The sequence below is a fragment of the Pseudomonas sp. Tof1 genome, assembly GCF_055390395.1.
Map to the genome: position 1 here is coordinate 1,814,757 of NZ_AP024344.1, position 23,493 is coordinate 1,838,249.

A 23,493-nucleotide genomic window follows, 5' to 3' on the forward strand; every position below is an offset into this window, starting at 1 on the left:
CACGGGGTTAATCGAAACGTATTGCGCCATAAATTTGACTACGCACGATTTTTTGACTTAACTAGTGCTGTTTTTCCGATTTCAGTCGTCTTTGAAGGTGATAGCCCACCTCGGGCGTCAAGTGTTGCCCATCCATCCCGGGCATCGAGTTGACTAGGGAAGTTGCTATTGCATGTGGCGTGAAACCAAAATTCTGCTGATCGATGACGATAGCGTTCGCCGCCGGGATTTGGCGGTGATTCTAAATTTTCTCGGCGAAGACAACCTGTCCTGCGGCAGCAATGACTGGCAGCAGGCGGCCGAGTCCCTGGCGTCCAGCCGCGAGGTGTTGTGCGTCCTGATCGGGACTGTCAACGCGAGCGCGGGGCTATCGGGCTTGCTTAAGACACTCGGAACCTGGGATGAGTTCCTTCCTGTTCTGCTTTTGGGTGAAAATAGTTCTGCCGAGCTGCCCGAAGACCTGCGCCGCCGGGTGCTTTCCAGCCTTGAACTGCCGCCCAGCTACAGCAAGCTGCTCGATTCCCTGCACCGTGCCCAGGTCTATCGCGAGATGTATGACCAGGCCCGCGAGCGTGGTCGCCAGCGCGAACCGAACCTGTTCCGCAGTCTGGTCGGTACCAGCCGTGCGATTCAGCACGTGCGGCAGATGATGCAGCAGGTGGCCGATACCGATGCCAGCGTGCTGATCCTCGGTGAGTCCGGTACTGGCAAGGAAGTCGTGGCGCGCAACCTGCACTACCATTCCAAGCGGCGCGACGCGCCCTTCGTTCCGGTCAACTGCGGGGCGATTCCGGCCGAGTTGCTGGAAAGCGAGCTGTTCGGTCATGAGAAGGGCGCCTTCACCGGCGCCATCACCAGCCGGGCCGGGCGCTTCGAGCTGGCCAACGGCGGTACGCTGTTCCTCGACGAAATCGGCGACATGCCGCTGCCGATGCAGGTCAAGCTGCTGCGCGTGCTGCAGGAGCGTACCTTCGAGCGCGTGGGCAGCAACAAGACCCAGAGCATCGATGTGCGGATCATCGCGGCGACCCACAAGAACCTCGAAAGCATGATCGAGGTGGGTAGTTTCCGTGAGGACCTCTACTACCGCCTGAACGTTTTCCCGATCGAGATGGCGCCGCTGCGCGAGCGGGTCGAGGATATCCCGCTGCTGATGAACGAGCTGATCTCGCGCATGGAGCACGAGAAGCGCGGTTCGATCCGCTTCAACTCGGCCGCGATCATGTCGCTGTGCCGTCATGGCTGGCCGGGCAACGTCCGCGAGCTGGCCAACCTGGTGGAGCGCATGGCGATCATGCATCCCTATGGGGTGATCGGCGTGGCCGAACTGCCGAAGAAATTCCGCTACGTCGATGACGAAGACGAGCAAATGGTCGACAGCCTGCGCAGCGACCTTGAGGAGCGCGTGGCGATCAACGGCCATACGCCGGACTTCAGCACCTCGGCGATGCTGCCTCCCGAAGGCCTGGACCTCAAGGACTACCTGGGTGGCCTGGAGCAGGGGTTGATCCAGCAGGCCCTGGACGATGCCAATGGTATCGTCGCCCGGGCCGCCGAGCGTCTGCGTATTCGGCGTACCACCCTGGTGGAGAAGATGCGCAAGTACGGCATGAGCCGCCGTGAAGGTGATGAACAGGCGGATGATTGACGCCTGTTTTTCAAGTTACTGAAAATTGGGCGGTTTTTTTTAGGCACGGGTATTGCTAAGTCTCCCGCAACCTTCCGTTTAAATGACGGTCAGTCAAGCGAGAGATGACGATGCCCCAAGCCGCCCAGATGCCTCCTGTCCCCGACGTTGCGGGGCAACCTTCCGTAGAGCAGGCAAGCCGGCTGGGCCTTGAGCAGGCGTTTGCGCTGTTCAACCAGATGTCTACGCAACTCACCGATTCCTACAGCATGCTCGAGGCGCGGGTCACCGAACTCAAGGGTGAACTGGCCGTGGTCAGCGCCCAGCGCATGGCTGAGCTGGCGGAAAAGGAGCGCTTGGCCAACCGCCTGCAGAACCTTCTGGACCTGCTGCCCGGTGGCGTCATCGTCATCGATTCCCATGGTTTCGTCTGCGAGGCCAATCCGGCGGCCCGCGATTTGCTTGGCGAGCCGCTGGAAGGCGAGCTGTGGCGCCAGGTGATCGCCCGCTGCTTCGCGCCGCGCGAGGACGACGGTCATGAGATCTCGCTCAAGGATGGTCGCCGCCTGTCGATCGCCACGCGGTCGCTGGAAGGCGAGCCGGGGCAGTTGGTGCTGCTCAATGACCTGACTGAAACCCGTCGTCTCCAGGATCAACTGGCTCGTCACGAGCGTCTGTCTTCCCTCGGGCGGATGGTCGCCTCCCTGGCCCACCAGATCCGCACGCCGCTCTCGGCGGCGTTGCTGTACGCCAGCCATCTCAATGAACAGGCCTTGCCGGTGGAAACCCAGCAGCGTTTCGCCGGGCGTCTGAAGGAGCGCCTGCACGAGCTTGAGCATCAGGTGCGCGACATGCTGGTGTTCGCCCGCGGTGAACTGCCGCTGACCGACCGTCTGACGCCCGCGACCTTGCTGCAGACCCTGCAGGCGGCGGCGCAGACCCATGTGCAGGGTGTGGCGATCCGTTGGCAGTGCGACAGTCATGACGGCGAGTTGCTGTGCAATCGCGACACCCTGGTCGGCGCACTGCTCAACCTGATCGAAAACGCCATGCAGGCCAGTGGTGCCGATGTGCGCCTCAAGGTGCACCTGTACAGCCGGGGCAATACCCTGCGCCTGAGCATCAGCGACAACGGCAGCGGGATCGAGCCGCAGGTGCTGGCGCGCCTCGGCGAACCTTTCTTCACCACCAAGACCACCGGTACCGGCCTCGGCCTGGCGGTGGTCAAGGCTGTCGCCCGGGCGCACCAGGGCGACATGCAATTACGTTCACGTCCGGGGCGTGGCACCTGCGCGATGTTGTGCCTGCCGCTGATTCCCGGCGCCACGGAGGCATAGTGATGGCGGCACGGATCAGGGTTCTGTTGGTCGAGGATGATCGGGCGCTGCGCGAGGCGCTGGCGGACACCTTGCTGCTGGCCGGGCATGACTTTCGCGCGGTGGCCTGCGCCGAGGAGGCGTTGCAGGCCGTGGCGCAGGAGTCGTTCAGCCTGGTGGTCAGCGACGTGAACATGCCGGGCATGGATGGGCACCAGCTGCTCGGCCTGCTGCGGGCCCGCCAGCCATTGCTGCCGGTGCTGCTGATGACGGCTCATGGTGCGGTCGAACGCGCCGTGGAAGCGATGCGTCAGGGCGCCGCCGACTATCTGGTCAAGCCGTTCGAGCCCAGGGCGCTGCTGGAGCTGGTGGAGCGTCATGCGCTGGGGTTGTCCGGTGCGGCGGAGAGCGAGGGTCCGGTCGCCGCCGAGCCGGCCAGTGCGCAGTTGCTGGAGCTGGCTGCGCGGGTGGCCCGCAGCGATTCGACGGTGCTGATTTCCGGCGAGTCGGGGACCGGCAAGGAAGTGCTGGCGCGCTTCATCCACCAGCAATCCCAGCGGGCGGGGCAACCGTTTGTCGCGATCAACTGCGCGGCCATCCCGGACAACATGCTCGAAGCTACGCTGTTTGGTCATGAGAAGGGTTCCTTTACCGGCGCGATCGCGGCCCAGGCGGGCAAGTTCGAACAGGCCGACGGTGGCACCCTCCTGCTCGACGAGATTTCCGAGATGCCCCTGGGGTTGCAGGCCAAGCTGCTGAGGGTGTTGCAGGAGCGTGAGGTCGAGCGGGTCGGTGCGCGCAAGCCGATTGCCCTGGATATCCGGGTGGTGGCCACCACCAACCGTGATCTGGCGGCCGAGGTGGCGGCAGGGCGGTTCCGCGAGGATCTCTATTACCGGCTGTCGGTTTTTCCGTTGGCCTGGCGTCCACTGCGCGAGCGGACTGCCGATATCCTGCCATTGGCCGAGCGCCTGTTGGCCAAGCACAGCGCGAAAATGAAACATGCCGCCGTCAGATTGTCGCCTGGGGCCCAGGCCTGTCTGGTTGGCTATGCCTGGCCGGGCAATGTTCGCGAACTCGACAATGCGATCCAGCGAGCGTTGATTCTGCAACAGGGCGGGTGATCCAGGCCGAGGACTTCTGCCTGGCCGGGCCCATCGGCTGTGCGCCATTGCCGGCGGCGCGGGCACCATCGGTAGAGATGGACGCCAGCGAAATGGCGGTGGCGGAATCCGCCGGGGCGCTGGGCGACGACCTGCGTCGACGCGAGTTCCAGATGATCATCGACACCCTGCGCGCCGAGCGCGGGCGTCGCAAGGAGGCGGCCGAGCGGCTGGGTATCAGTCCGCGTACGCTGCGCTACAAATTGGCGCAGATGCGCGATGCCGGCATGGATGTGGAAGCCTATCTGTTCGCCACTTGAGTCGCTTCACCCGCTATACGGTCGTGTATCGGTTTTTATTCGGAGGCGATAAGGAGATGGCACCCTTGTTGCTAACACCTCCACTAACCGCTGCACGAGTGTCAAAAAATTGCAGGTTGCCGGAGAGAGTAGTTCATGAGCCAGGGTATTGAATTTAATCGGTTGATGTTGGACATGCGCGCCATGCAAATGGATGCCATGGCTCAGCCGAAGTCGGCTGTGGCCGCGCCAGAAGTCGCCGGCAGCAGCTTTGCCGATCTGCTCGGCCAGGCCGTCAACAAGGTCAACGATACCCAGCAGGCTTCGAGCCAGTTGGCCAATGCCTTCGAAATCGGCAAGAGCGGCGTCGACCTGACGGACGTGATGATTGCCTCGCAAAAGGCCAGCGTCTCGTTCCAGGCCCTGACCCAGGTCCGCAACAAGCTGGTGCAGGCGTATCAAGACATCATGCAGATGCCGGTTTAAGGGCGAGATTGAGTCATGGCAGAAGCAGTCGCCGATAACGTACCGGCCAAGGCCGGCGCGACAGAGAGCAAGCCGCTGTTCGGTTTGTCCTTTCTGGAAAACCTTTCCGAGATGACCATGCTGCGTCAGGTCGGCCTGATGGTCGGCCTGGCTGCCAGCGTGGCGATTGGTTTTGCCGTGGTGTTGTGGTCCCAGCAACCTGACTATCGGCCGCTTTACGGCAGCCTGGCCGGTATGGATGCCAAGCAGGTCACCGAAACCCTGGCGGCGGCGGACATTCCCTACACCGTTGAACCTAATTCCGGCGCGCTGCTGGTCAAGGCCGAGGACGTGTCCCGCGCCCGCCTGAAGCTGGCGGCCGCCGGTGTCACGCCGACCGATGGCACTATCGGCTTCGAAATCCTCGACAAGGACCAGGGGCTGGGGACCAGCCAGTTCATGGAGGCGACCCGTTACCGGCGCGGCCTCGAAGGCGAACTGGCGCGGACCATCTCCAGCCTGAACAACGTCAAGGCGGCCCGTGTGCACCTGGCGATTCCGAAGAGCTCGGTGTTCGTCCGTGACGAACGCAAGCCAAGCGCCTCGGTACTGGTCGAGTTGTACCCTGGCCGTTCCCTGGAGCCGGGCCAGGTGGTGGCGATCATCAACCTGGTGGCAACCAGCGTCCCCGAACTGAACAAGTCGCAGATCACCGTGGTCGACCAGAAGGGCAACCTGCTCTCCGACCAGGTACAGAACTCCGAACTGACCATGGCCGGCAAGCAGTTTGACTACAGCCGTCGCATGGAAAGCATGCTGACCCAGCGGGTGCACAACATCCTGCAACCGATCCTCGGCAACGATCGCTACAAGGCCGAGGTGTCGGCTGATGTCGATTTCAGCGCGGTCGAGTCGACTTCCGAGCAGTTCAACCCGGACCAGCCGGCGCTGCGCAGCGAACAGTCGACCAGCGAACAGCGCACCGCCAGCAACGGCCCGCAAGGCGTGCCCGGTGCCTTGAGCAACCAGCCGCCGGCACCGGCCTCGGCGCCGCAGACCACCGGTGGCGCCACCGCCTCGGCTGGCGCGGTGCAGCCTGGCCAGCCACTGCTCGATGCCAACGGCCAGCAGATCATGGACCCGGCCACGGGTCAGCCGATGCTGGCGCCGTATCCGTCGGACAAGCGTCAACAATCCACCAAGAACTTCGAGCTGGATCGTTCCATCAGCCATACCAAGCAGCAGCAGGGTCGTCTGACCCGTCTGTCGGTGGCGGTGGTGGTCGACGACCAGGTCAAGGTCAACCCGGCCAATGGCGAAACCACCCGCAATCCGTGGAGCGCCGACGAATTGGCGCGCTTCACCCGCCTGGTGCAGGATGCCGTCGGTTTCGACGCCAGCCGCGGCGACAGCGTGAGTGTGATCAACGTGCCGTTCTCCGCCGAGCGCGGGGAAGTGATCGCCGATATTCCGTTCTACTCGCAACCCTGGTTCTGGGATGTGGTCAAACAGGTGCTGGGCGTGCTGTTCATCCTGGTCCTGGTGTTCGGTGTGCTGCGTCCGGTGCTGAACAACATCACCAACGGTGGCAAGAACAAGCAGCTGGCCGGTCTCGGCGACGTCGAGCTCGGTGGCATGGGCGGCCTGGATGGCGAGCTGGCCAACGACCGCGTGAGCCTCGGCGGTCCGCAGAGCATCCTGCTGCCAAGCCCGAGCGAAGGTTATGACGCGCAGTTGAACGCCATCAAGAGTCTGGTAGCCGAAGATCCGGGCCGTGTGGCACAGGTCGTCAAAGAGTGGATTAACGCCGATGAGTAATAACGCCGCCGTCACCCAGAAGTTGACCCGGGTCGATAAAGCCGCGATTTTGCTGCTGTCGCTGGGGTCGGCCGATGCTGCACAGGTATTGCGCCACATGGGGCCCAAGGAGGTCCAGCGTGTCGGCGTGGCCATGGCGCAGATGCGCAACGTGCATCGCGAGCAGGTCGAGCAGGTCATGAGCGAGTTCGTCGACATCGTCGGCGACCAGACCAGCCTGGGCGTCGGTTCCGACGACTACGTGCGCAAGATGCTGACCCAGGCCCTGGGTGAGGACAAGGCCAACGGCCTGATCGACCGGATCCTGCTCGGTGGCAACACCAGCGGCCTGGACAGCCTCAAGTGGATGGAGCCGCGCGCCGTGGCCGACGTCATTCGTTACGAGCACCCGCAGATCCAGGCGATCGTGGTGGCCTACCTCGACCCGGACCAGGCCGGCGAAGTGTTGAACAACTTCGACCACAAGGTGCGTCTGGACATCATTCTGCGGGTTTCCTCGCTGAACACCGTGCAGCCGGCGGCCCTGAAGGAACTCAACCAGATCCTCGAGAAACAGTTCTCCGGCAACTCCAACGCGGCCCGTACCACCCTGGGCGGTATCAAGCGTGCCGCGGACATCATGAACTTCCTCGACAGCTCGATCGAAGGCCAGCTCATGGATTCGATCCGCGAAGTGGACGAGGATCTGTCGACCCAGATCGAAGACCTCATGTTCGTCTTCAACAACCTGTCCGACGTCGACGACCGCGGCATCCAGGCGCTGCTGCGCGAGGTCTCCTCGGACGTGCTGGTGCTGGCGCTCAAGGGCTCCGACGAGAACGTCAAGGAAAAGATCTTCAAGAACATGTCCAAGCGTGCGGCGGAACTGCTGCGCGATGACCTCGAGGCCAAGGGCCCGGTCCGCGTCAGCGACGTGGAAACCGCGCAGAAGGAAATCCTCACCATCGCCCGCCGTATGGCCGAAGCCGGAGAAATCGTGCTCGGCGGCAAGGGCGGCGAAGAGATGATCTAAGGATCAAGCCATGACTGATCCAACCGATCTGATCCGCGCGCGAGACGTCAGCGGCTTCGACCTGTGGTCGCTGCCCAGTTTCGACCCGCATGTCGAAGAGCCCGAGCCGGAACCTGAGGAAGAGCCGCAGGCCGAGATCGAGGAGGTGCCGCTGGAGGAAGTCCAGCCGCTGACCCTCGAGGAACTCGAGACCATTCGCCAGGAAGCCTACAACGAAGGCTTCGCGGTGGGTGAGCGCGAAGGCTTCCACAGCACCCAGATCAAGGTCCGCCAGGAGGCCGAGGTGGCCCTGGGCGTCAAGCTGGCCAACCTCGAGCGGCTGATGAGCAACCTGTTCCAGCCCATCGCCGAGCAGGACCAGCAGATCGAGAAAGCCCTGGTGGGGCTGGTCGGGCACATCACCCGGCAGGTCATCCAGCGCGAACTCAAGAGCGATTCCAGCCAGATCGAGCATGTGCTGCGCGAAGCGCTGAAACTGTTGCCGCTGGAAGTCGACAACGTGCGGCTGTACATCAATCCGCAGGACTTCGAGCAGGTCAAGGCCTTGCGCGAACGTCACGAGGCGTCCTGGCGCATCGTCGAGGATGAGGCGCTGCTGCCGGGCGGTTGCCGGGTCGAGACCGAGCATAGCCGGATCGATGCCAGCGTCGAAACGCGGATCGAACAGGCGATTGCGCAACTGTTCGATCAGATGCACGAACAGTCGCTGCATCCGGCCCAGCCTGACCTCGAGGTCGACCTGGGTGAATTCCACGTGCCGCTCGGCACTCCGGAACCCGCCGATGCGTCTTGAACGGACCAGCTTCGGCAAGCGCTTGAGCACTTACGCCGATGCGATCAACCTGCCGGGGCAACCGATTCTCGAAGGGCGCCTGTTGCGCATGGTCGGCCTCACCCTCGAAGCCGAGGGCTTGCGCGCGGCCATGGGGGCGCGCTGCGTGGTGATCAACGACGACAGCTACCATCCGGTGCAGGTCGAAGCCGAGGTCATGGGCTTTTCCGGCAACAAGGTATTCCTGATGCCGGTGGGCAGCGTCGCCGGTATCGCGCCGGGGGCCCGGGTCGTGCCGCTGGCCGATACAGGCCGCCTGCCGATGGGCATGGGCATGCTCGGGCGGGTCCTGGACGGTGCCGGGCGGGCGCTGGACGGCAAGGGCGGGATGAAGGCCGAGGACTGGGTGCCGCTGGACGGCCCGACCATCAACCCGCTCAATCGTGACCCCATCCACCAGCCGCTGGACGTGGGCATTCGTTGCATCAACGGACTGTTGACGGTCGGTCGTGGCCAGCGTCTCGGGCTGTTCGCCGGTACCGGCGTCGGCAAGAGTGTGCTGCTGGGCATGATGACCCGCTTCACCGAGGCCGACATCATTGTGGTGGGGCTGATCGGCGAGCGGGGCCGCGAGGTGAAGGAGTTCATCGAGCACATCCTCGGTGAGGAAGGCCTCAAGCGTTCGGTGGTGGTCGCGTCCCCTGCCGACGATGCGCCACTGATGCGCCTGCGTGCGGCGATGTACTGCACACGGATCGCCGAATATTTCCGCGACAAGGGCAGGAATGTCCTGCTGCTGATGGATTCGCTGACGCGTTTCGCCCAGGCCCAGCGGGAAATCGCCCTGGCCATCGGCGAGCCACCGGCGACCAAGGGTTATCCGCCTTCGGTGTTCGCCAAGTTGCCGAAACTGGTGGAGCGGGCCGGTAATGCCGAGGCGGGTGGCGGTTCGATCACCGCGTTTTACACCGTGCTGTCGGAAGGCGACGACCAGCAGGACCCGATCGCCGACTCGGCGCGGGGTGTGCTCGACGGGCATATCGTGCTGTCGCGGCGTCTGGCCGAAGAGGGGCATTACCCGGCCATCGACATCGAGGCCTCCATCAGCCGGGTGATGCCGGCGGTGGTCAGTCCCGAACACATGAAGCGTGCGCAATACTTCAAGCAGCTCTGGTCGCGTTATCAACAGGCCCGCGACCTGATCAGCGTCGGTGCCTATGTGGCCGGCGGTGACCGCGAGACCGACACGGCGATCTCGCTGCAGCCGTCGATGGTCCAGTACCTGCGCCAGGGCCTCAACGACAACGTCAGCCTCGGCGAGAGCGACGCACACCTGTCGACGATCTTCGCCCCGGCGCCGGGCGGCTGATCCGGTCATGGCCCAGAGTCGTGCCGCGCGCCTGGCGCCGGTGGTGGAGATGGCCGAGAGCAAGGAGCGCACGGCTGCCCAGCGCCTGGGGTATTTCCAGGGGCAGGTGCAACTGGCGCAGAACAAGCTGGCTGACCTCGAGGGATTTCGCCTGCAGTATCAGGAGCAGTGGATCGAGCGTGGCCGGCACGGTGTGTCCAGCCAGTGGCTGCTGGGCTACCAGCAGTTTCTCAGCCAGTTGGACACCGCGGTGGCCCAGCAGCGCCAGAGCCTGGCCTGGCACCAGAACAACCTCGACAAGGGCCGGGTGACCTGGCAGGAAGCCTATGCCCGTGTCGAAGGCCTGCGCAAGCTGGTCCAGCGTTATATCGAAGAGGCGCGGATGCTGGAGGACAAGCGCGAGCAGAAACTGCTGGACGAACTGTCCCAGCGCCTGCCGCGCCATGACGTCTACTGAGCGTGAGGCACCCTGAACCCCACATTCCAGGCGGGGTCGCAGGTCAACCGCAGGTATTTTGACGGTCTTGGTTGCCCTGCCGTCAGCGGGGTGCTAAACCTTGTACACATTGCCACTGACAAGGAAGCTGGATCATGGCTGTAGAGTCTGCAGTAAGTGACAACGGCAGGAAATTGACGATCTCCATCAAGGGGCGCTTCGATTTCGGCAAGCATCAGGAATTTCGCGATTCCTACGAGCGGGTCGACACCAAACCCGACTCGGTGGTCGTCGATCTGAAGGATGCCACCTACCTCGACAGTTCGGCCCTGGGGATGCTGCTCCTGTTGCGTGATCATGCGGGCGGCGACAGCGCCGATATCCGTGTGATCAACAGCAACTCGGACGTGCGCAAGATCCTCGCCATCTCCAATTTCGACAAGCTCTTCGACATCGCCTGACGATCATGCAGTCCGACGAGGAGCCGCTGACGGTACTGATTGCCGAGGATGGTGCGGCGGACCGCTTGTTGCTGTCGAACATCGTGCGACGTCAGGGGCATACGGTGCTCACCGCCAGTGATGGCGCCGAGGCCGTCGAGGTGTTCCAGGCGCAGCGGCCGCAGCTGGTGCTGATGGACGCCCTGATGCCGGTGATGGATGGCTTCGAGGCAGCGCGTCGGATCAAGCGGCTGGCCGGCGAGTCGCTGGTGCCGATCATCTTTCTCACCTCCCTGACCGAAAGCAGCGCACTGGCTCGTTGTCTGGAGGCGGGCGGTGACGACTTTCTGGCAAAACCCTACAACCAGATCATCCTGGCCGCCAAGATCAAGGCAATGGACCGCCTGCGCCGGCTGCAGGCGACCGTGTTGCAGCAGCGCGACCTGATCGCCCGGCACCATGACTACCTGCTCAACGAGCAGCGGGTCGCCAAGGCGGTGTTCGACAAGGTCGCCCACTCCGGCTGCCTGCGGGCGCCGAATATCCGTTACCTGCAATCGCCCTACGCGTTGTTCAATGGCGACCTGTTGCTGGCGGCCTACACGCCGGGTGGCGACATGCACATCCTGCTCGGCGATTTCACCGGCCATGGCCTGCCGGCCGCCGTCGGCGCGATGCCGCTGGCGGAAGTTTTCTATGGCATGACCGCCAAGGGCTACGGGCCGGCGGAAACCCTGCGGGAGATGAACGCCAAGCTCAAGCGCATCCTGCCGGTGGACATGTTCTGCTGCGCCACCTTTCTGCGCCTGAGCCCGCAGCGACGGGCGGTCGAGGTGTGGAACGGCGGTATGCCCGACGGCTATCTGCACGATGTCGCCTCGGGCGAACGGCGCCCGCTGGAGGCCCGACACCTGCCGCTGGGGGTGCTGGGGGCCAAGGCCTTCGACGACCGCACCGAGGTTTATCCCATGGCCCGGGGGGACCGGATCATCCTGCTGTCGGACGGTGTCATCGATACCTGCAACGGCGATGAGCAATTGTTCGGTGTGGAGCGTCTGCACCAGGTCTTCGAGCGCAACCGGGATCCGGATCGGCTGTTCGAGGAGGTGCAGGAGGCGCTCAGGCAGTTCGGTGGCGTGGCCCGCGACGATATCAGCCTGGTCGAGATCGGCCTGCCCGAGATCGGCGTGCAGTTGCCGACGGCGGTGGTCTATTCCGACAGCGGCGAGTCCTGTCCGCTGGACTGGTCGGTCAACTTCGAGTTCCGCGCCGCGACGCTGCGGCGTTTCAACCCCTTGCCCTATCTGTTGCAACTGCTGATGGAGGTGCATGGGCTGCGGGCCCTCAGCGGTGCGTTGTACAGCGTACTCGCCGAGCTGTATTCCAATGCCCTGGAGCATGGCGTGCTGGGCCTGGACTCCAGCCTCAAGCGCGATGTGCGCGGCTTTGCGCAATACTATGAACAGCGTAACCAGCGTCTGCTCGACCTGAGCGAGGGGTTTGTCCGCGTCAGTCTGCGGGTGAGTCCGGAGGGGGCGGGTGGACGCCTGTCCATCGAGGTCGAGGACAGTGGTGCCGGTTTCGACTTCGAACGGGTCATGGAGCGTCCGCCGGAGGTTGAACGGTTGTCGGGGCGTGGGGTCGGGCTGGTCCGGCAACTGGGCCACAGTGCCCGCTGGTCGAAGGGTGGCCGGTGTGCCCACGTGGAGTTTTCGTGGGGCCTCAGGCATAATTCACGGGTGTTGATCAGGGAGCGAATCAGTGAGCGTCAATCAGGAAGAACACCTCGACTACGATGTGCTCAGCGCATTGCAGGAAGTCATGGAGGACGAGTATCCGGTGCTGCTGGACACCTTCCTTGACGATTCGGAAAAGCGCCTGGGCCAGTTGCATCAGGCTGACAACCCGACCGAGCTGGGCCTGGTTGCCCACAGCTTCAAGGGCAGCAGCAGCAACATGGGCGCGTTCCATCTGGCCGACCTTTGCCGGCAGTTGGAAGAGCAGGCGGCGCAGCTGCCGTTGCCGGAGGTCGAGGCTCTGCTCGGGCAGATCGATCGCGAGTACGAGCAGGTGCGCTATCTGTATGCGCGCGAGCGCGAGCGATTCCCGGTCAAACAGTAGTTCGCGCGGTTGCCGGGTAAGCTGGCCCGAACCTTGCTTGCACTCACTGCATCGAATTCACGATCCCTGTGCAGCGGAGACTGTGTTATGCCCCTCGCTCCCAATCCTTTTCTCCAGGCCAACGCTGCGGCCAAGTCCAAGGTGGACCTCGCGAGCAGCCAGCCGACTCCGGCTGCGCAGCCCAAGGACAACGGGTCCAGCTTTGCTCAGGTCTACAAGGACACCCAGAGCAAACCGGCCAAAGTAGCCGATAGCGTGGTCAAGTCGACTCGGGACAGCAGTGCCGCGGTACCGGCCAAAAAGGACGCGATCCCCAGCAAGCAGGACGATGCGGCAAAGCCGGCGGTTGCCGATAGCGGCAATTCCTTGCCTGCCAGCAAGACCGATGACAAGACCGCCACCGGCAGCGACACCGCTCAGGCTGGCAGTGATGACCAGGCGAGCACCGACGACAGCGGCAAGGACACCAGCGGCAGCACCGCGGTGGCGGATGCCGCTCCGGTGGACCCGGTTGTCGATCCGGCGTTGATCCAGGCCGTCGTCACGCCGCCGGCTGCTCAAACCCCGCCCGCGCCGGTGCAGCCGCAACCGGTGGTGGAGGCGCCGCTGGCGGCGGCTGTGACCGCAGCGCCGGCGCAGGCTGCCACGACACCGTCGAGCACCGACGACTTCGACCCGAACGCCGATCCGTTGGACAACCTGCCGGTCGTGCGCCTGGCGATGGAGCAGAGCGGTCACGTGTCGGCCGCCAGCCAATCGACCACCCCCAAGACCGCCGGCAACGGCGACCAGGATCCGACCCAGGCGCAGAACCTGGCCGGCAACCTGGGTATGCTGGTGGATCAGAAAACCGACACCGGCACCACCGAACAGGGCGGCGAGAAGTCCTTCAAGGGCCTGATCGAAGATGGCCTGAAGGATCTGAAAGGCGCTTCCAGCGACACCCGGGTCGATGATTTCGCCAATCGCCTGGCGGCCTTGACCCAGGCAGCGGTACCCAAGACCGCCAATGCCCTGCCGGTCAACCAGCCATTGGCCATGCACCAGAGCGGCTGGACCGAGGAAGTGGTCAACCGGGTCATGTACCTGTCGAGTGCCAACCTCAAGTCCGCTGATATCCAGCTGGAGCCGGCGGAGCTCGGGCGGCTGGACATCAAGGTCAACATGGCGGCCGATCAGACCACGCAGATCAATTTCATCAGCGGCCATGCCGGTGTTCGTGATGCGCTGGAAGGCAACCTGTTCCGTCTGCGCGAGATGCTCCAGCAGCAGGGCCTGGGCCAGACCGATGTCAGCGTGTCCGACCAGGCGCGTGGCTGGGCCGGCCAGGGGCAGGACCCGCAACAGCAGCAACAGCAGGCCCAGAAGGGCAGCAGCAACGGTGGCACCCGCGTTGACGGTGGCGATGATGAGCTGTCCGTCGCAGCGGTCGGTGACGCAGCGGCGGCGGCCGGCACCAGCGTCGTGGTGGGCTCCAGCGCGGTCGACTACTACGCCTGAGGCCGCGCCTTTCAGCGCCTTGTCCTTGCAGGTGCCGTACCGCCGGCTCCTGCCGGGAGCTGCACGCCTTCATGGAAGCGGTCGGGCGGGCGTCTTTGCCGCCCGGTGCCGCTCTCGTCCTTTCTTTCGCCAACTCTGGCATAACACTTGCTCCTGCCTAGCCGTGCGACTGTGAAAAACCGAATAGTGACGGATTATTGGCATGGCGAAGAGCGAAGCAGCAGCGGTAAAGGAACCAGGCGGGAAAAGCAAACTCAAGCTGATTATCGTGATCGTGGTGGCGCTGTTGCTGGCCATCGGTCTGTCCGTGGGTGCGACCTGGTATTTCATGCACAGTGCCCAGAGCAAGCCCGCACCGGAGGCGCATGCCGAGGCGGCCCCGGCCGGCAAGCAGCCGGCGATCTACGAGCCGATGGCGCCGGCCTTCGTTGCCAACTTCAAGGACGCCACCGGCCGCCAGCGCTACATGCAGGTGAGCATCACCCTGCTGGCGCGCAACCAGGCTGATCTGGATGCCCTCAAAGTGCACATGCCGGTGATCCGCAACAACCTGGTCATGCTGTTCTCCGGGCAGACCTACGAAACCCTCGCGACTCCGGTCGGTCAGGAACTGCTGCGCCAGAAGGCCACTGCCAGCGTGCAGGAAGTGGCCCAGAAAGAGGTGGGCAAGGTCGTGGTCGAACAGTTGCTCTTCACTAACTACGTACTGCAGTAGGATCACGACATGGCCGTGCAGGACCTGCTGTCCCAGGATGAGATCGATGCCCTCTTGCATGGCGTCGACGACGGTCTGGTACAGACCGAAAACGTTGCCGACCCCGGCAGCGTCAAAAGTTACGACCTGACCAGCCAGGATCGCATCGTCCGTGGACGCATGCCGACCCTGGAGATGATCAACGAGCGTTTCGCCCGCTATACCCGTATCAGCATGTTCAACATGCTGCGCCGTTCCGCCGACGTGGCGGTGGGCGGGGTACAGGTGATGAAGTTCGGCGAATACGTGCACTCGCTGTACGTGCCGACCAGTCTCAACCTGGTCAAGATCAAGCCGCTGCGCGGCACTGCGCTGTTCATCCTCGACGCCAAGCTGGTGTTCAAGCTGGTGGACAACTTCTTCGGCGGCGACGGGCGTCACGCCAAGATCGAGGGCCGCGAGTTCACCCCGACCGAACTGCGGGTGGTGCGCATGGTGCTGGAGCAGGCCTTCGTCGATCTGAAGGAAGCCTGGCAGGCGATCATGGAAGTCAACTTCGAGTACATCAACTCGGAAGTGAACCCGGCCATGGCCAACATCGTCGGCCCGAGCGAGGCGGTGGTGGTGTCCACGTTCCATATCGAACTCGACGGCGGTGGCGGCGACCTGCACGTGACCATGCCGTATTCGATGATCGAGCCAGTGCGCGAAATGCTCGACGCCGGCTTCCAGTCGGACCTCGACGACCAGGACGAGCGCTGGGTCAAGGCCCTGCGCGAAGACGTGCTGGATGTGGCCGTGCCGCTCAGTGCCACCGTGGCCCGCCGTCAGCTGCGCCTGCGGGACATCCTGCACATGCAGCCGGGGGACGTGATTCCGGTGGAGTTGCCCGAGGACATGATCATGCGCGCCAACGGCGTGCCGTCGTTCAAGGTCAAGCTCGGTTCCCACAAGGGCAACCTGGCGTTGCAAGTGATTTCGCCGATCGAGCGCCGTTGAGCGCCCGATCAGGCATGTACCGTTAACTGAATTTCTGCCCGCCGAGGATGACTCATGGCTGACGAACACGATATGAACGACCAGGCCCTGGCTGACGAATGGGCGGCCGCCCTGGAAGAGTCCGGTGAATCCGGCCAGGCCGATATCGACGCCCTGCTGGCGGCCGATGCGGCCACCGCGCCGGGCTCCAACCGCCTGCCGATGGAAGAGTTCGGCAGCATGCCGAGGAGCCAGGACCCGGTCACCCTCGATGGGCCGAACCTGGACGTGATCCTGGACATTCCGGTGTCGATTTCCATGGAAGTCGGCAGCACCGATATCAACATCCGCAACCTGCTGCAGTTGAACCAGGGTTCGGTGATCGAGCTCGACCGCCTGGCCGGCGAGCCGCTGGACGTGCTGGTCAACGGTACGCTGATCGCCCACGGTGAAGTGGTGGTGGTGAACGAAAAGTTCGGTATCCGTCTGACCGACGTGATCAGCCCGAGCGAACGCATCAAGAAGCTGCGCTGAATGAGCAGGTTCCTCGGCGCACTCCTGTGGCTGCCGGTCTCTGCGCTGGCCGCCGAGCCCGCGGCCACGGCGGCAGCGGCCCCTGCGTCGACGGTCGGTGGCGGGATGGCCGGGCAGTTGACGCAACTGGTGCTGGGCCTGCTGCTGGTGCTGGCGGTGATCTTCGTCCTCGCCTGGCTGGTGCGCCGCGTGCAGCAGGCGGGGCCGGCGGGCAAGGGGCAGGTGATCGAGGTCGTCGGCTCCCGTGCGCTCGGGCCGCGTGACCGGCTGGTGCTGGTGCAGGTCGGCAAGGAGCAGATCCTGCTCGGCCTGACGCCGGGTACGATCACCCCGTTGCACGTGCTCAAGGAGCCGGTCCAGGTGCCCAATGGCGAGCCGGCGGCCCGGAGTTCGCCCAACGCCTGATGGAATTGCTGGGTAAGGACAAGAAGTGATGGTTGCGTTGCGTTTCATCCTGACCCTGGCGCTGGTGCTGGCCACGCCGCTGGCGTTCGCTGCCGATCCGTTGTCGATCCCGGCGATCACCGTCGGCACGGGCGCCAACGGCCAGCAGGAATACTCGGTCAGCCTGCAGATCCTGCTGATCATGACGGCGCTGAGCTTCATCCCGGCGTTCGTCATCCTGATGACCAGCTTCACCCGGATCATCATCGTCTTCTCGATCCTGCGCCAGGCCCTGGGCCTGCAGCAGACGCCGTCGAACCAGATCCTCACCGGCATGGCGCTGTTCCTGACCCTGTTCGTCATGGCGCCGGTGTTCGACAAGGTCAACCAGCAGGCCCTGCAGCCCTATCTCGCCGAGAAGATGACGGCCCAGGATGCGGTGCTCAAGGCCCAGGGGCCGCTCAAGGATTTCATGCTGGCGCAGACCCGCAGCAGTGACCTGGAGCTGTTCATGCGCCTGTCCAAGCGCACCGACATCGCCTCGCCGGACCAGGCGCCGCTGACCATCATCGTGCCGGCCTTCGTCACTTCCGAGCTGAAGACCGCGTTCCAGATCGGTTTCATGATCTTCATCCCGTTCCTGATCATCGACCTGGTGGTCGCCAGTGTGCTGATGGCGATGGGGATGATGATGCTGTCGCCGCTGATCATTTCCCTGCCGTTCAAGATCATGCTGTTCGTGCTGGTGGATGGTTGGGCGCTGATCATCGGTACCCTGGCCAGCAGTTTTGGTGGTGTCTAGATATTTACGGGTAGCGCGCCATGACGCCTGAAGTAGCCATTGATATTTTCCGTGATGCCCTCTGGCTGACCACGCTGATGGTTTCGGTGCTGGTGGTGCCGAGCCTGATCGTCGGGTTGATCGTGGCGATGTTCCAGGCCGCCACGCAGATCAACGAACAGACCCTGGGTTTCCTGCCGCGCCTGCTGGTGATGCTGATTACCCTGATCGTGGCCGGGCCGTGGCTGGTGCAGAAGTTCATGGAGTACATCCAGTCGCTCTATGGCAGCATCCCGCAGGTCATCGGCTGACATGTCGCTGCTGGCGCTGACCGACGCGCAGATCAGCACCTGGGTCGCGAGCTTCATGTTGCCGCTGTTCCGGGTCGGCGCGGTGCTGATGACCATGCCGATCTTCGGTACCACCCTGGTTTCGCGACGGATCCGGATGTATTTCATCCTGGCCATTACCGTGGTGATCGCGCCCGGCCTGCCGCCGATGCCCGAAGTCCACCCGCTCGATCTCAGCGGGCTGATGCTGATCGCCGAGCAGATCATCATCGGCGCCTTGCTCGGTTTCTCCCTGCAACTGTTCTTCCAGGCCTTCGTGGTGGCCGGACAGATCGTCGCGATCCAGATGGGCATGGGCTTCGCCTCCATGGTCGACCCGGTCAATGGTGTCTCGACGGCGGTGATCGGGCAGTTCTTCACCATGCTGGTGACCCTGATGTTTCTCGGGATGAACGGTCACCTGGTGGTGTTCGAGGTGCTGACCGAGAGCTTCACCACCCTGCCGGTGGGCAGTGGCCTGGCGACCACGGATTTCTGGACGATCGTCGGCAAGCTCGGCTGGGTACTCGCCGCGGCGCTGATGCTGGTACTGCCGGCGATCACCGCGCTGCTGGTGGTCAACGTGGCCTTCGGCATCATGACCCGCGCCGCGCCGCAACTGAACATTTTCTCCATCGGCTTCCCGTTGACCCTGGCGTTGGGGATGCTGATCCTCTGGGTCAGCCTCGGGGATATTCTCAATCAGTATCAACCGCTGGTCGTCGAGGCCCTGCAGTTTTTACGTGAACTGGCACGGGCGCGCTGAGCATGGCAGAGAGCGAGAGCGGTCAGGACAAGACAGAAGAGCCCACGGAGAAACGCAAGAAGGACTCCCGGGAAAAGGGTGAGATCGCCCGCTCCAAGGAGCTCAATACGCTCGCGGTGATGCTGGCCGGGGCGGGTGGGCTGCTGGTCTTCGGCGGTACGCTGGCGCAGCAGATGGCCGAGCTGATGCGCTTGAACTTCACCCTGTCGCGCGAGGTGGTGCTCGACCAGCGCTACATGGCGATCTTCCTCATGCAGTCGGGCAAGCTGGCGATCCTGGCGGTGCAGCCGCTGCTGCTGACTCTGCTGATCGCCGCCTTCGTCGGGCCGATTTCCCTGGGTGGCTGGTTGTTCGCCGCCGGCAGCATGGCACCCAAGTTCAGCCGGATGAATCCGCTGGCCGGTCTCAAGCGGATGTTCTCGACCAAGGCCCTGGTGGAACTGCTCAAGGCCCTGGCGAAATTCTTCATCGTCCTGCTGGTGGCGCTGGCGGTGCTGTCGTCGGATATCGACGATCTGGTGCGGATAGCCCATGAGCCGCTGGAAATGGCGATTATCCACAGCCTGCAACTGGTCGGCTGGAGTGCCTTGTGGATGTCCCTCGGCCTGCTGCTGATCGCTGCGGTGGATGTGCCGGTGCAGTTGTGGGAAAGCCACAAGAAGCTGCTGATGACCAAGCAGGAAGTGCGCGACGAATACAAGGATCAGGAAGGGCGTCCCGAGGTCAAGCAGCGGATTCGCCAGTTGCAGCGGGAGATGTCCCAGCGTCGGATGATGGCGGCGATTCCCGAGGCCGACGTGGTCATCACCAACCCGACCCACTACGCGGTCGCGCTCAAGTACGATTCGGAAAAGGGCGGGGCGCCGATCCTGTTGGCCAAGGGTAACGACTTCATTGCCCTGAAGATCCGCGAGATCGCTGTCGAACACGACATCATGCTGCTCGAATCACCGGCCCTGGCCCGTTCGATCTACTACTCCACCGAGCTGGAGCAGGAGATTCCGGCGGGGCTGTATCTGGCGGTGGCGCAGGTGCTGGCGTACGTCTACCAGATCCGCCAGTTCCGCGCGGGCAAGGGCCGCCGGCCGGACCCGCTCAAGGACGACCTGCCGATTCCGCCGGAGTTGCGCCGCGATTCCTGATGGGCCCGCAAGTCTTGCTTTCCCCCGCATTTTCAACGTCTTCGTCATAGTTGGAGAGCTTCTTGCAGAAGCAGCTCCACGACGCCCGCAGGCGTCAAAAGTTTGCTTCAAGGTGACGAGGAATACCGGTGGATCGCACTCAACTCATCAACACTGCACGCAGCAACCTGGCCGGCCTCGGTCGGGGCAACCTGGGTGTGCCGCTGCTGCTGTTGGTCATGCTGGCGATGATGATGTTGCCGGTGCCGGCCTTCCTGCTGGACGTGTTCTTCACCTTCAACATCGCCCTGTCGATCGTCGTCCTGCTGGTCTGCGTGTATGCGCTGCGGCCGCTGGATTTCGCGGTGTTCCCGACCATCCTGCTGGTCGCCACGCTGTTGCGCCTGGCGCTGAACGTGGCATCGACCCGGGTGGTCATGCTCCATGGCCAGGAAGGCCATGCCGCCGCGGGCAAGGTGATCCAGGCTTTCGGTGAGGTGGTGATCGGCGGTAACTACGTGGTCGGTATCGTGGTCTTCGCGATCCTGATGATCATCAACTTCGTCGTGGTCACCAAGGGTGCCGGGCGGATTTCCGAGGTGAGCGCGCGTTTCACCCTCGATGCGATGCCCGGTAAGCAGATGGCGATCGATGCCGACCTCAACGCCGGCCTGATCGACCAGGCCCAGGCCAAGGCGCGCCGTGCGGAAGTGGCCCAGGAGGCCGAGTTCTACGGTTCGATGGACGGTGCCAGCAAATTCGTCCGCGGTGACGCCATCGCCGGCCTGCTGATCCTGTTCATCAACCTGATCGGCGGCATGGCGGTCGGCATCTTCCAGCACAACATGACATTCGCCGACGCCGGCAAGGTCTACGCCCTGCTGACCATCGGTGACGGTTTAGTGGCGCAATTGCCATCACTGTTGTTATCCACAGCCGCGGCCATCATGGTGACCCGTGCCTCCGGCTCGGAAGACATGGGCAAGCAGATCAACCGGCAGATGTTCGCTTCGCCCAAGGCCCTGGCCGTGGCGGCCGGCCTGATGGCGGTCATGGGGCTGGTGCCGGGCATGCCGCACATCTCCTTCCTCAGTCTGGCGCTGCTGGCCGGTGGTGCGGCGTACCTGGTCTGGAAAAAACAGAATGTTGCCAAGGCCCAGGCCCTGGCCGAAGTCCAGCGCCAGCAGGAACTGCTGCCGTCGCCGGCCCGCGCCATGGAAACCAAGGAACTGGGCTGGGACGACGTGACCCCGATCGACATGATCGGCCTGGAAGTGGGCTACCGCCTGATTCCGCTGGTGGATCGCAACCAGGGCGGGCAGTTGCTGGCGCGGATCAAGGGCGTGCGCAAGAAGCTGTCCCAGGACCTGGGCTTTCTGATGCCCACCGTGCATATTCGTGACAACCTCGACCTGGCGCCCAGCGCCTACCGCCTGACCCTGATGGGGGTGATTCTGGCCGAGGCCGAGATCTATCCCGAGCGCGAACTGGCGATCAACCCGGGGCAGGTCTATGGCACGCTCAACGGGATTACCGCCAAGGACCCGGCCTTCGGGCTGGATGCGGTCTGGATCGAGATCAGCCAGCGCGCCCAGGCGCAGTCGCTGGGCTACACCGTGGTCGATGCCAGTACCGTGGTCGCGACCCACCTCAACCAGATTCTGTACAAGCACTCCAGCGAGCTGATCGGTCACGAGGAAGTCCAGCAGCTCATGCAACTGCTGGCCAAGAACTCGCCGAAACTGGCCGAGGAACTGGTGCCGGGGATCATTTCCCTGTCGCACCTGCTCAAGGTGCTGCAGGCGTTGCTCGCCGAACACGTGCCGGTGCGCGATATCCGCACCATTGCCGAAGCGATCGCCAACAATGCCTCCAAGAGTCAAGATACTGCCGCTTTGGTTGCCGCCGTGCGTGTCGGTTTATCCCGCGCAATCGTCCAAAGCATTGTAGGGCTTGACTCCGAGCTGCCTGTGATCACCTTGGAACCCAGGTTGGAACAAATATTGCTCAATAGTCTGCAGAAGGCCGGACAAGGCTCGGAAGAGGGCGTTCTGCTCGAACCGAGCATGGCTGAAAAGCTTCAGCGTTCACTGATTGAGGCCGCCCAGCGTCAAGAGATGCAGGGGCAGCCGGTGATCCTGCTGGTAGCCGGTCCGGTTCGCGCGATGCTTTCGCGGTTCGGACGCCTGGCGGTACCCAGCCTGCATGTGCTGGCTTACCAGGAAATTCCGGACAACAAGCAAGTCACCATCGTTGCGACAGTAGGGCCCAACGGCTGAGGTAGTGGGTTATGCAAGTTAAGCGTTTTTTCGCCGCCGATATGCGTCAGGCCATGAAGCTGGTTCGTGACGAATTGGGCTCGGACGCGGCCATCATCGGCAACCGCCGGATCGCCGGCGGTGTCGAGCTGACGGCTGCGCTCGACTACAAGCTCTCGGCCCTGGCCCCACGGGTTCCGAACATGGAGCTCGAGGACGAGTTGCGCAAGACCCAGTCGCGGATCGTCACCGCCCAGGCCGAACTGAGCCTGCGCAGCGAAGGTGAAAGCGATGCAGGCACCAACCGCCAACTGTTCGCCGGCCTGCCGCTGACCGCGGCGGAGCCGCTGATCGAACCGACCTTCGACGAGCCACGCCGTCCGGCTCCGGCCCCGGCTGCAGCGGCCCCGGCGGTGGACCAGCGGGTTTTCGAGTCGATGCGCTCGGAGCTCAACGGCCTGCGTGAACTGCTGGAAGTCCAGCTCGGCTCGCTGGCCTGGAACCAGTTGCAGGGGCGCCAGCCGGAGCAGGCCAACCTGTGGCGACGCCTGCAGCGCATCGGCCTGTCCGGGCCGCTGTCGCGCGACCTGCTGGCACTGATCACCGACATCCAGGACCCACGCCAGGCCTGGCGCATGCTGCTGGCGCACCTGGCACGCATGATCGTCACGCCCGAGATCGAACCGCTGGAAGAGGGCGGGGTGATCGCCATGGTCGGCCCGGCCGGCATGGGCAAGACCACGACCCTGGCCAAGCTGGCCGCACGCTACGTACTCAAGTACGGCGCACAGAATATCGCGCTGGTAAGCATGGACAGCTTCCGCATTGGCGCCCAGGAGCAGCTCAAGACGCTGGGGCGGATTCTCAATGTCTCCGTGACCCATGTCGACCCCGGCCAGTCCCTGGCACAGGCCCTCGATCCGCTGCTGCGCAAGCGCGTGGTGCTGATCGACACCGCCGGCCTGCAGGCCAGCGACCCGGCCTTGCGCATGCAGCTGGAAAGCCTGGCCGGTCGCGGGATCAAGGCGAAGAACTATCTGGTCCTGGCCACCACCAGCCAGAAGCAGGTGCTCACCGCCGCCTACCATAGCTACAAGCGCTGTGGCCTGGCCGGTTGCATCCTGACCAAACTGGACGAGACGGCAAGCCTCGGCGAAGTGCTGAGCCTGGCCATCAGCCATGAACTGCCGGTGGCCTATCTGACCGATGGCCCGCGGATCCCGGACGATCTGCATCTGCCACGCCGTCACCAGCTGGTGAGCCGGGCGGTGAGTGTGCAGATGCAGGAAGAACCCAGCGAAGAGGCCATGGCCGATATGTTCGCTGACATCTACCACAGCCCCTCCAAACGAGTGGGGTGAGGTAACCAT

Annotated in this window: 20 protein-coding genes and 3 pseudogenes; all 23 read left to right on the forward strand. The window is 63.7% G+C overall.

The annotated features are described in order from the left end of the window. The first annotated feature begins 172 nt into the window (after window positions 1-172). Window positions 173-1,648 (forward strand): sigma-54 dependent transcriptional regulator, encoded by a 1,476-nt coding sequence (locus ACZ5KU_RS08410; protein WP_054060748.1) that lies wholly within the window; start codon window positions 173-175, stop codon window positions 1,646-1,648. Window positions 1,649-1,776: 128 nt separating this feature from the next. Beyond that, window positions 1,777-2,964: a sensor histidine kinase gene (locus ACZ5KU_RS08415; RefSeq protein ID WP_419737482.1), complete on the forward strand. Its 1,188-nt coding sequence runs from the start codon at window positions 1,777-1,779 to the stop codon at window positions 2,962-2,964. Between the two features lie 2 nt (window positions 2,965-2,966). Further along, window positions 2,967-4,366: pseudogene (gene fleR / locus ACZ5KU_RS08420) on the forward strand (sigma-54-dependent response regulator transcription factor FleR). Between the two features lie 135 nt (window positions 4,367-4,501). Then, complete coding sequence (gene fliE / locus ACZ5KU_RS08425) at window positions 4,502-4,831, forward strand: flagellar hook-basal body complex protein FliE (RefSeq protein ID WP_054060745.1); 330 nt, start codon at window positions 4,502-4,504, stop codon at window positions 4,829-4,831. Window positions 4,832-4,846: 15 nt separating this feature from the next. Then, window positions 4,847-6,628 carry a flagellar basal-body MS-ring/collar protein FliF gene (fliF, locus tag ACZ5KU_RS08430; protein WP_464737021.1) on the forward strand — a complete coding sequence of 594 codons (1,782 nt, stop codon included), beginning with the start codon at window positions 4,847-4,849 and terminating at the stop codon, window positions 6,626-6,628. Beyond that, window positions 6,621-7,640: a flagellar motor switch protein FliG gene (fliG, locus tag ACZ5KU_RS08435; RefSeq protein ID WP_017902256.1), complete on the forward strand. Its 1,020-nt coding sequence runs from the start codon at window positions 6,621-6,623 to the stop codon at window positions 7,638-7,640. The genes fliF and fliG overlap by 8 nt, the downstream gene beginning before the upstream one ends. Window positions 7,641-7,650: 10 nt before the next feature. Beyond that, window positions 7,651-8,433, forward strand: a complete 783-nt coding sequence (fliH, locus tag ACZ5KU_RS08440; protein ID WP_054059744.1) for a flagellar assembly protein FliH — start codon at window positions 7,651-7,653, stop codon at window positions 8,431-8,433. Further along, window positions 8,423-9,781, forward strand: a complete 1,359-nt coding sequence (gene fliI / locus ACZ5KU_RS08445) for a flagellar protein export ATPase FliI (RefSeq protein ID WP_054059745.1) — start codon at window positions 8,423-8,425, stop codon at window positions 9,779-9,781. Before fliH ends, fliI begins: the two co-directional genes overlap by 11 nt. A 7-nt stretch (window positions 9,782-9,788) precedes the next feature. Beyond that, window positions 9,789-10,238, forward strand: a complete 450-nt coding sequence (gene fliJ / locus ACZ5KU_RS08450) for a flagellar export protein FliJ (RefSeq protein ID WP_054059746.1) — start codon at window positions 9,789-9,791, stop codon at window positions 10,236-10,238. 134 nt (window positions 10,239-10,372) lie between these two features. Next, window positions 10,373-10,678 carry an STAS domain-containing protein gene (locus ACZ5KU_RS08455; RefSeq protein WP_054059747.1) on the forward strand — a complete coding sequence of 102 codons (306 nt, stop codon included), beginning with the start codon at window positions 10,373-10,375 and terminating at the stop codon, window positions 10,676-10,678. Window positions 10,679-10,683: 5 nt separating this feature from the next. Beyond that, window positions 10,684-12,375 (forward strand): annotated as a pseudogene (locus ACZ5KU_RS08460) (ATP-binding SpoIIE family protein phosphatase); the annotation flags it as partial. A gap of 43 nt (window positions 12,376-12,418) precedes the next feature. Beyond that, window positions 12,419-12,778, forward strand: coding sequence for an Hpt domain-containing protein (locus ACZ5KU_RS08465; RefSeq protein WP_081006041.1), 360 nt, complete (start codon window positions 12,419-12,421; stop codon window positions 12,776-12,778). 87 nt (window positions 12,779-12,865) lie between these two features. Next, a complete protein-coding gene (locus ACZ5KU_RS08470; protein ID WP_464737022.1) occupies window positions 12,866-14,278 on the forward strand; it encodes a flagellar hook-length control protein FliK in 1,413 nt (470 codons plus the stop codon). A gap of 202 nt (window positions 14,279-14,480) precedes the next feature. Continuing rightward, a complete protein-coding gene (fliL, locus tag ACZ5KU_RS08475; protein WP_054061284.1) occupies window positions 14,481-14,993 on the forward strand; it encodes a flagellar basal body-associated protein FliL in 513 nt (170 codons plus the stop codon). A gap of 9 nt (window positions 14,994-15,002) precedes the next feature. Further along, window positions 15,003-15,971: a flagellar motor switch protein FliM gene (fliM, locus tag ACZ5KU_RS08480; protein ID WP_054061283.1), complete on the forward strand. Its 969-nt coding sequence runs from the start codon at window positions 15,003-15,005 to the stop codon at window positions 15,969-15,971. A gap of 54 nt (window positions 15,972-16,025) precedes the next feature. After that, a complete protein-coding gene (gene fliN / locus ACZ5KU_RS08485) occupies window positions 16,026-16,484 on the forward strand; it encodes a flagellar motor switch protein FliN (RefSeq protein WP_054061282.1) in 459 nt (152 codons plus the stop codon). Continuing rightward, window positions 16,485-16,918, forward strand: a pseudogene (fliO, locus tag ACZ5KU_RS08490) (flagellar biosynthetic protein FliO). Next, a complete protein-coding gene (fliP, locus tag ACZ5KU_RS08495) occupies window positions 16,918-17,670 on the forward strand; it encodes a flagellar type III secretion system pore protein FliP (RefSeq protein ID WP_054061325.1) in 753 nt (250 codons plus the stop codon). Before fliO ends, fliP begins: the two are co-directional and overlap by 1 nt. A gap of 20 nt (window positions 17,671-17,690) precedes the next feature. Further along, complete coding sequence (gene fliQ, locus ACZ5KU_RS08500; RefSeq protein ID WP_054061324.1) at window positions 17,691-17,960, forward strand: flagellar biosynthesis protein FliQ; 270 nt, start codon at window positions 17,691-17,693, stop codon at window positions 17,958-17,960. Window position 17,961: 1 nt separating this feature from the next. Continuing rightward, the gene (gene fliR, locus ACZ5KU_RS08505; protein ID WP_054061323.1) at window positions 17,962-18,744 is read left to right on the forward strand and encodes a flagellar biosynthetic protein FliR; all 783 of its coding nucleotides are present in this window, start codon (window positions 17,962-17,964) and stop codon (window positions 18,742-18,744) included. A 2-nt stretch (window positions 18,745-18,746) separates the two neighbouring features. Continuing rightward, complete coding sequence (flhB, locus tag ACZ5KU_RS08510) at window positions 18,747-19,886, forward strand: flagellar biosynthesis protein FlhB (RefSeq protein WP_054061322.1); 1,140 nt, start codon at window positions 18,747-18,749, stop codon at window positions 19,884-19,886. 128 nt (window positions 19,887-20,014) lie between these two features. Next, window positions 20,015-22,144, forward strand: coding sequence for a flagellar biosynthesis protein FlhA (gene flhA / locus ACZ5KU_RS08515; RefSeq protein ID WP_054061321.1), 2,130 nt, complete (start codon window positions 20,015-20,017; stop codon window positions 22,142-22,144). Window positions 22,145-22,155: 11 nt separating this feature from the next. Further along, complete coding sequence (flhF, locus tag ACZ5KU_RS08520) at window positions 22,156-23,484, forward strand: flagellar biosynthesis protein FlhF (protein ID WP_054061320.1); 1,329 nt, start codon at window positions 22,156-22,158, stop codon at window positions 23,482-23,484. Window positions 23,485-23,493 lie beyond the last annotated feature (9 nt).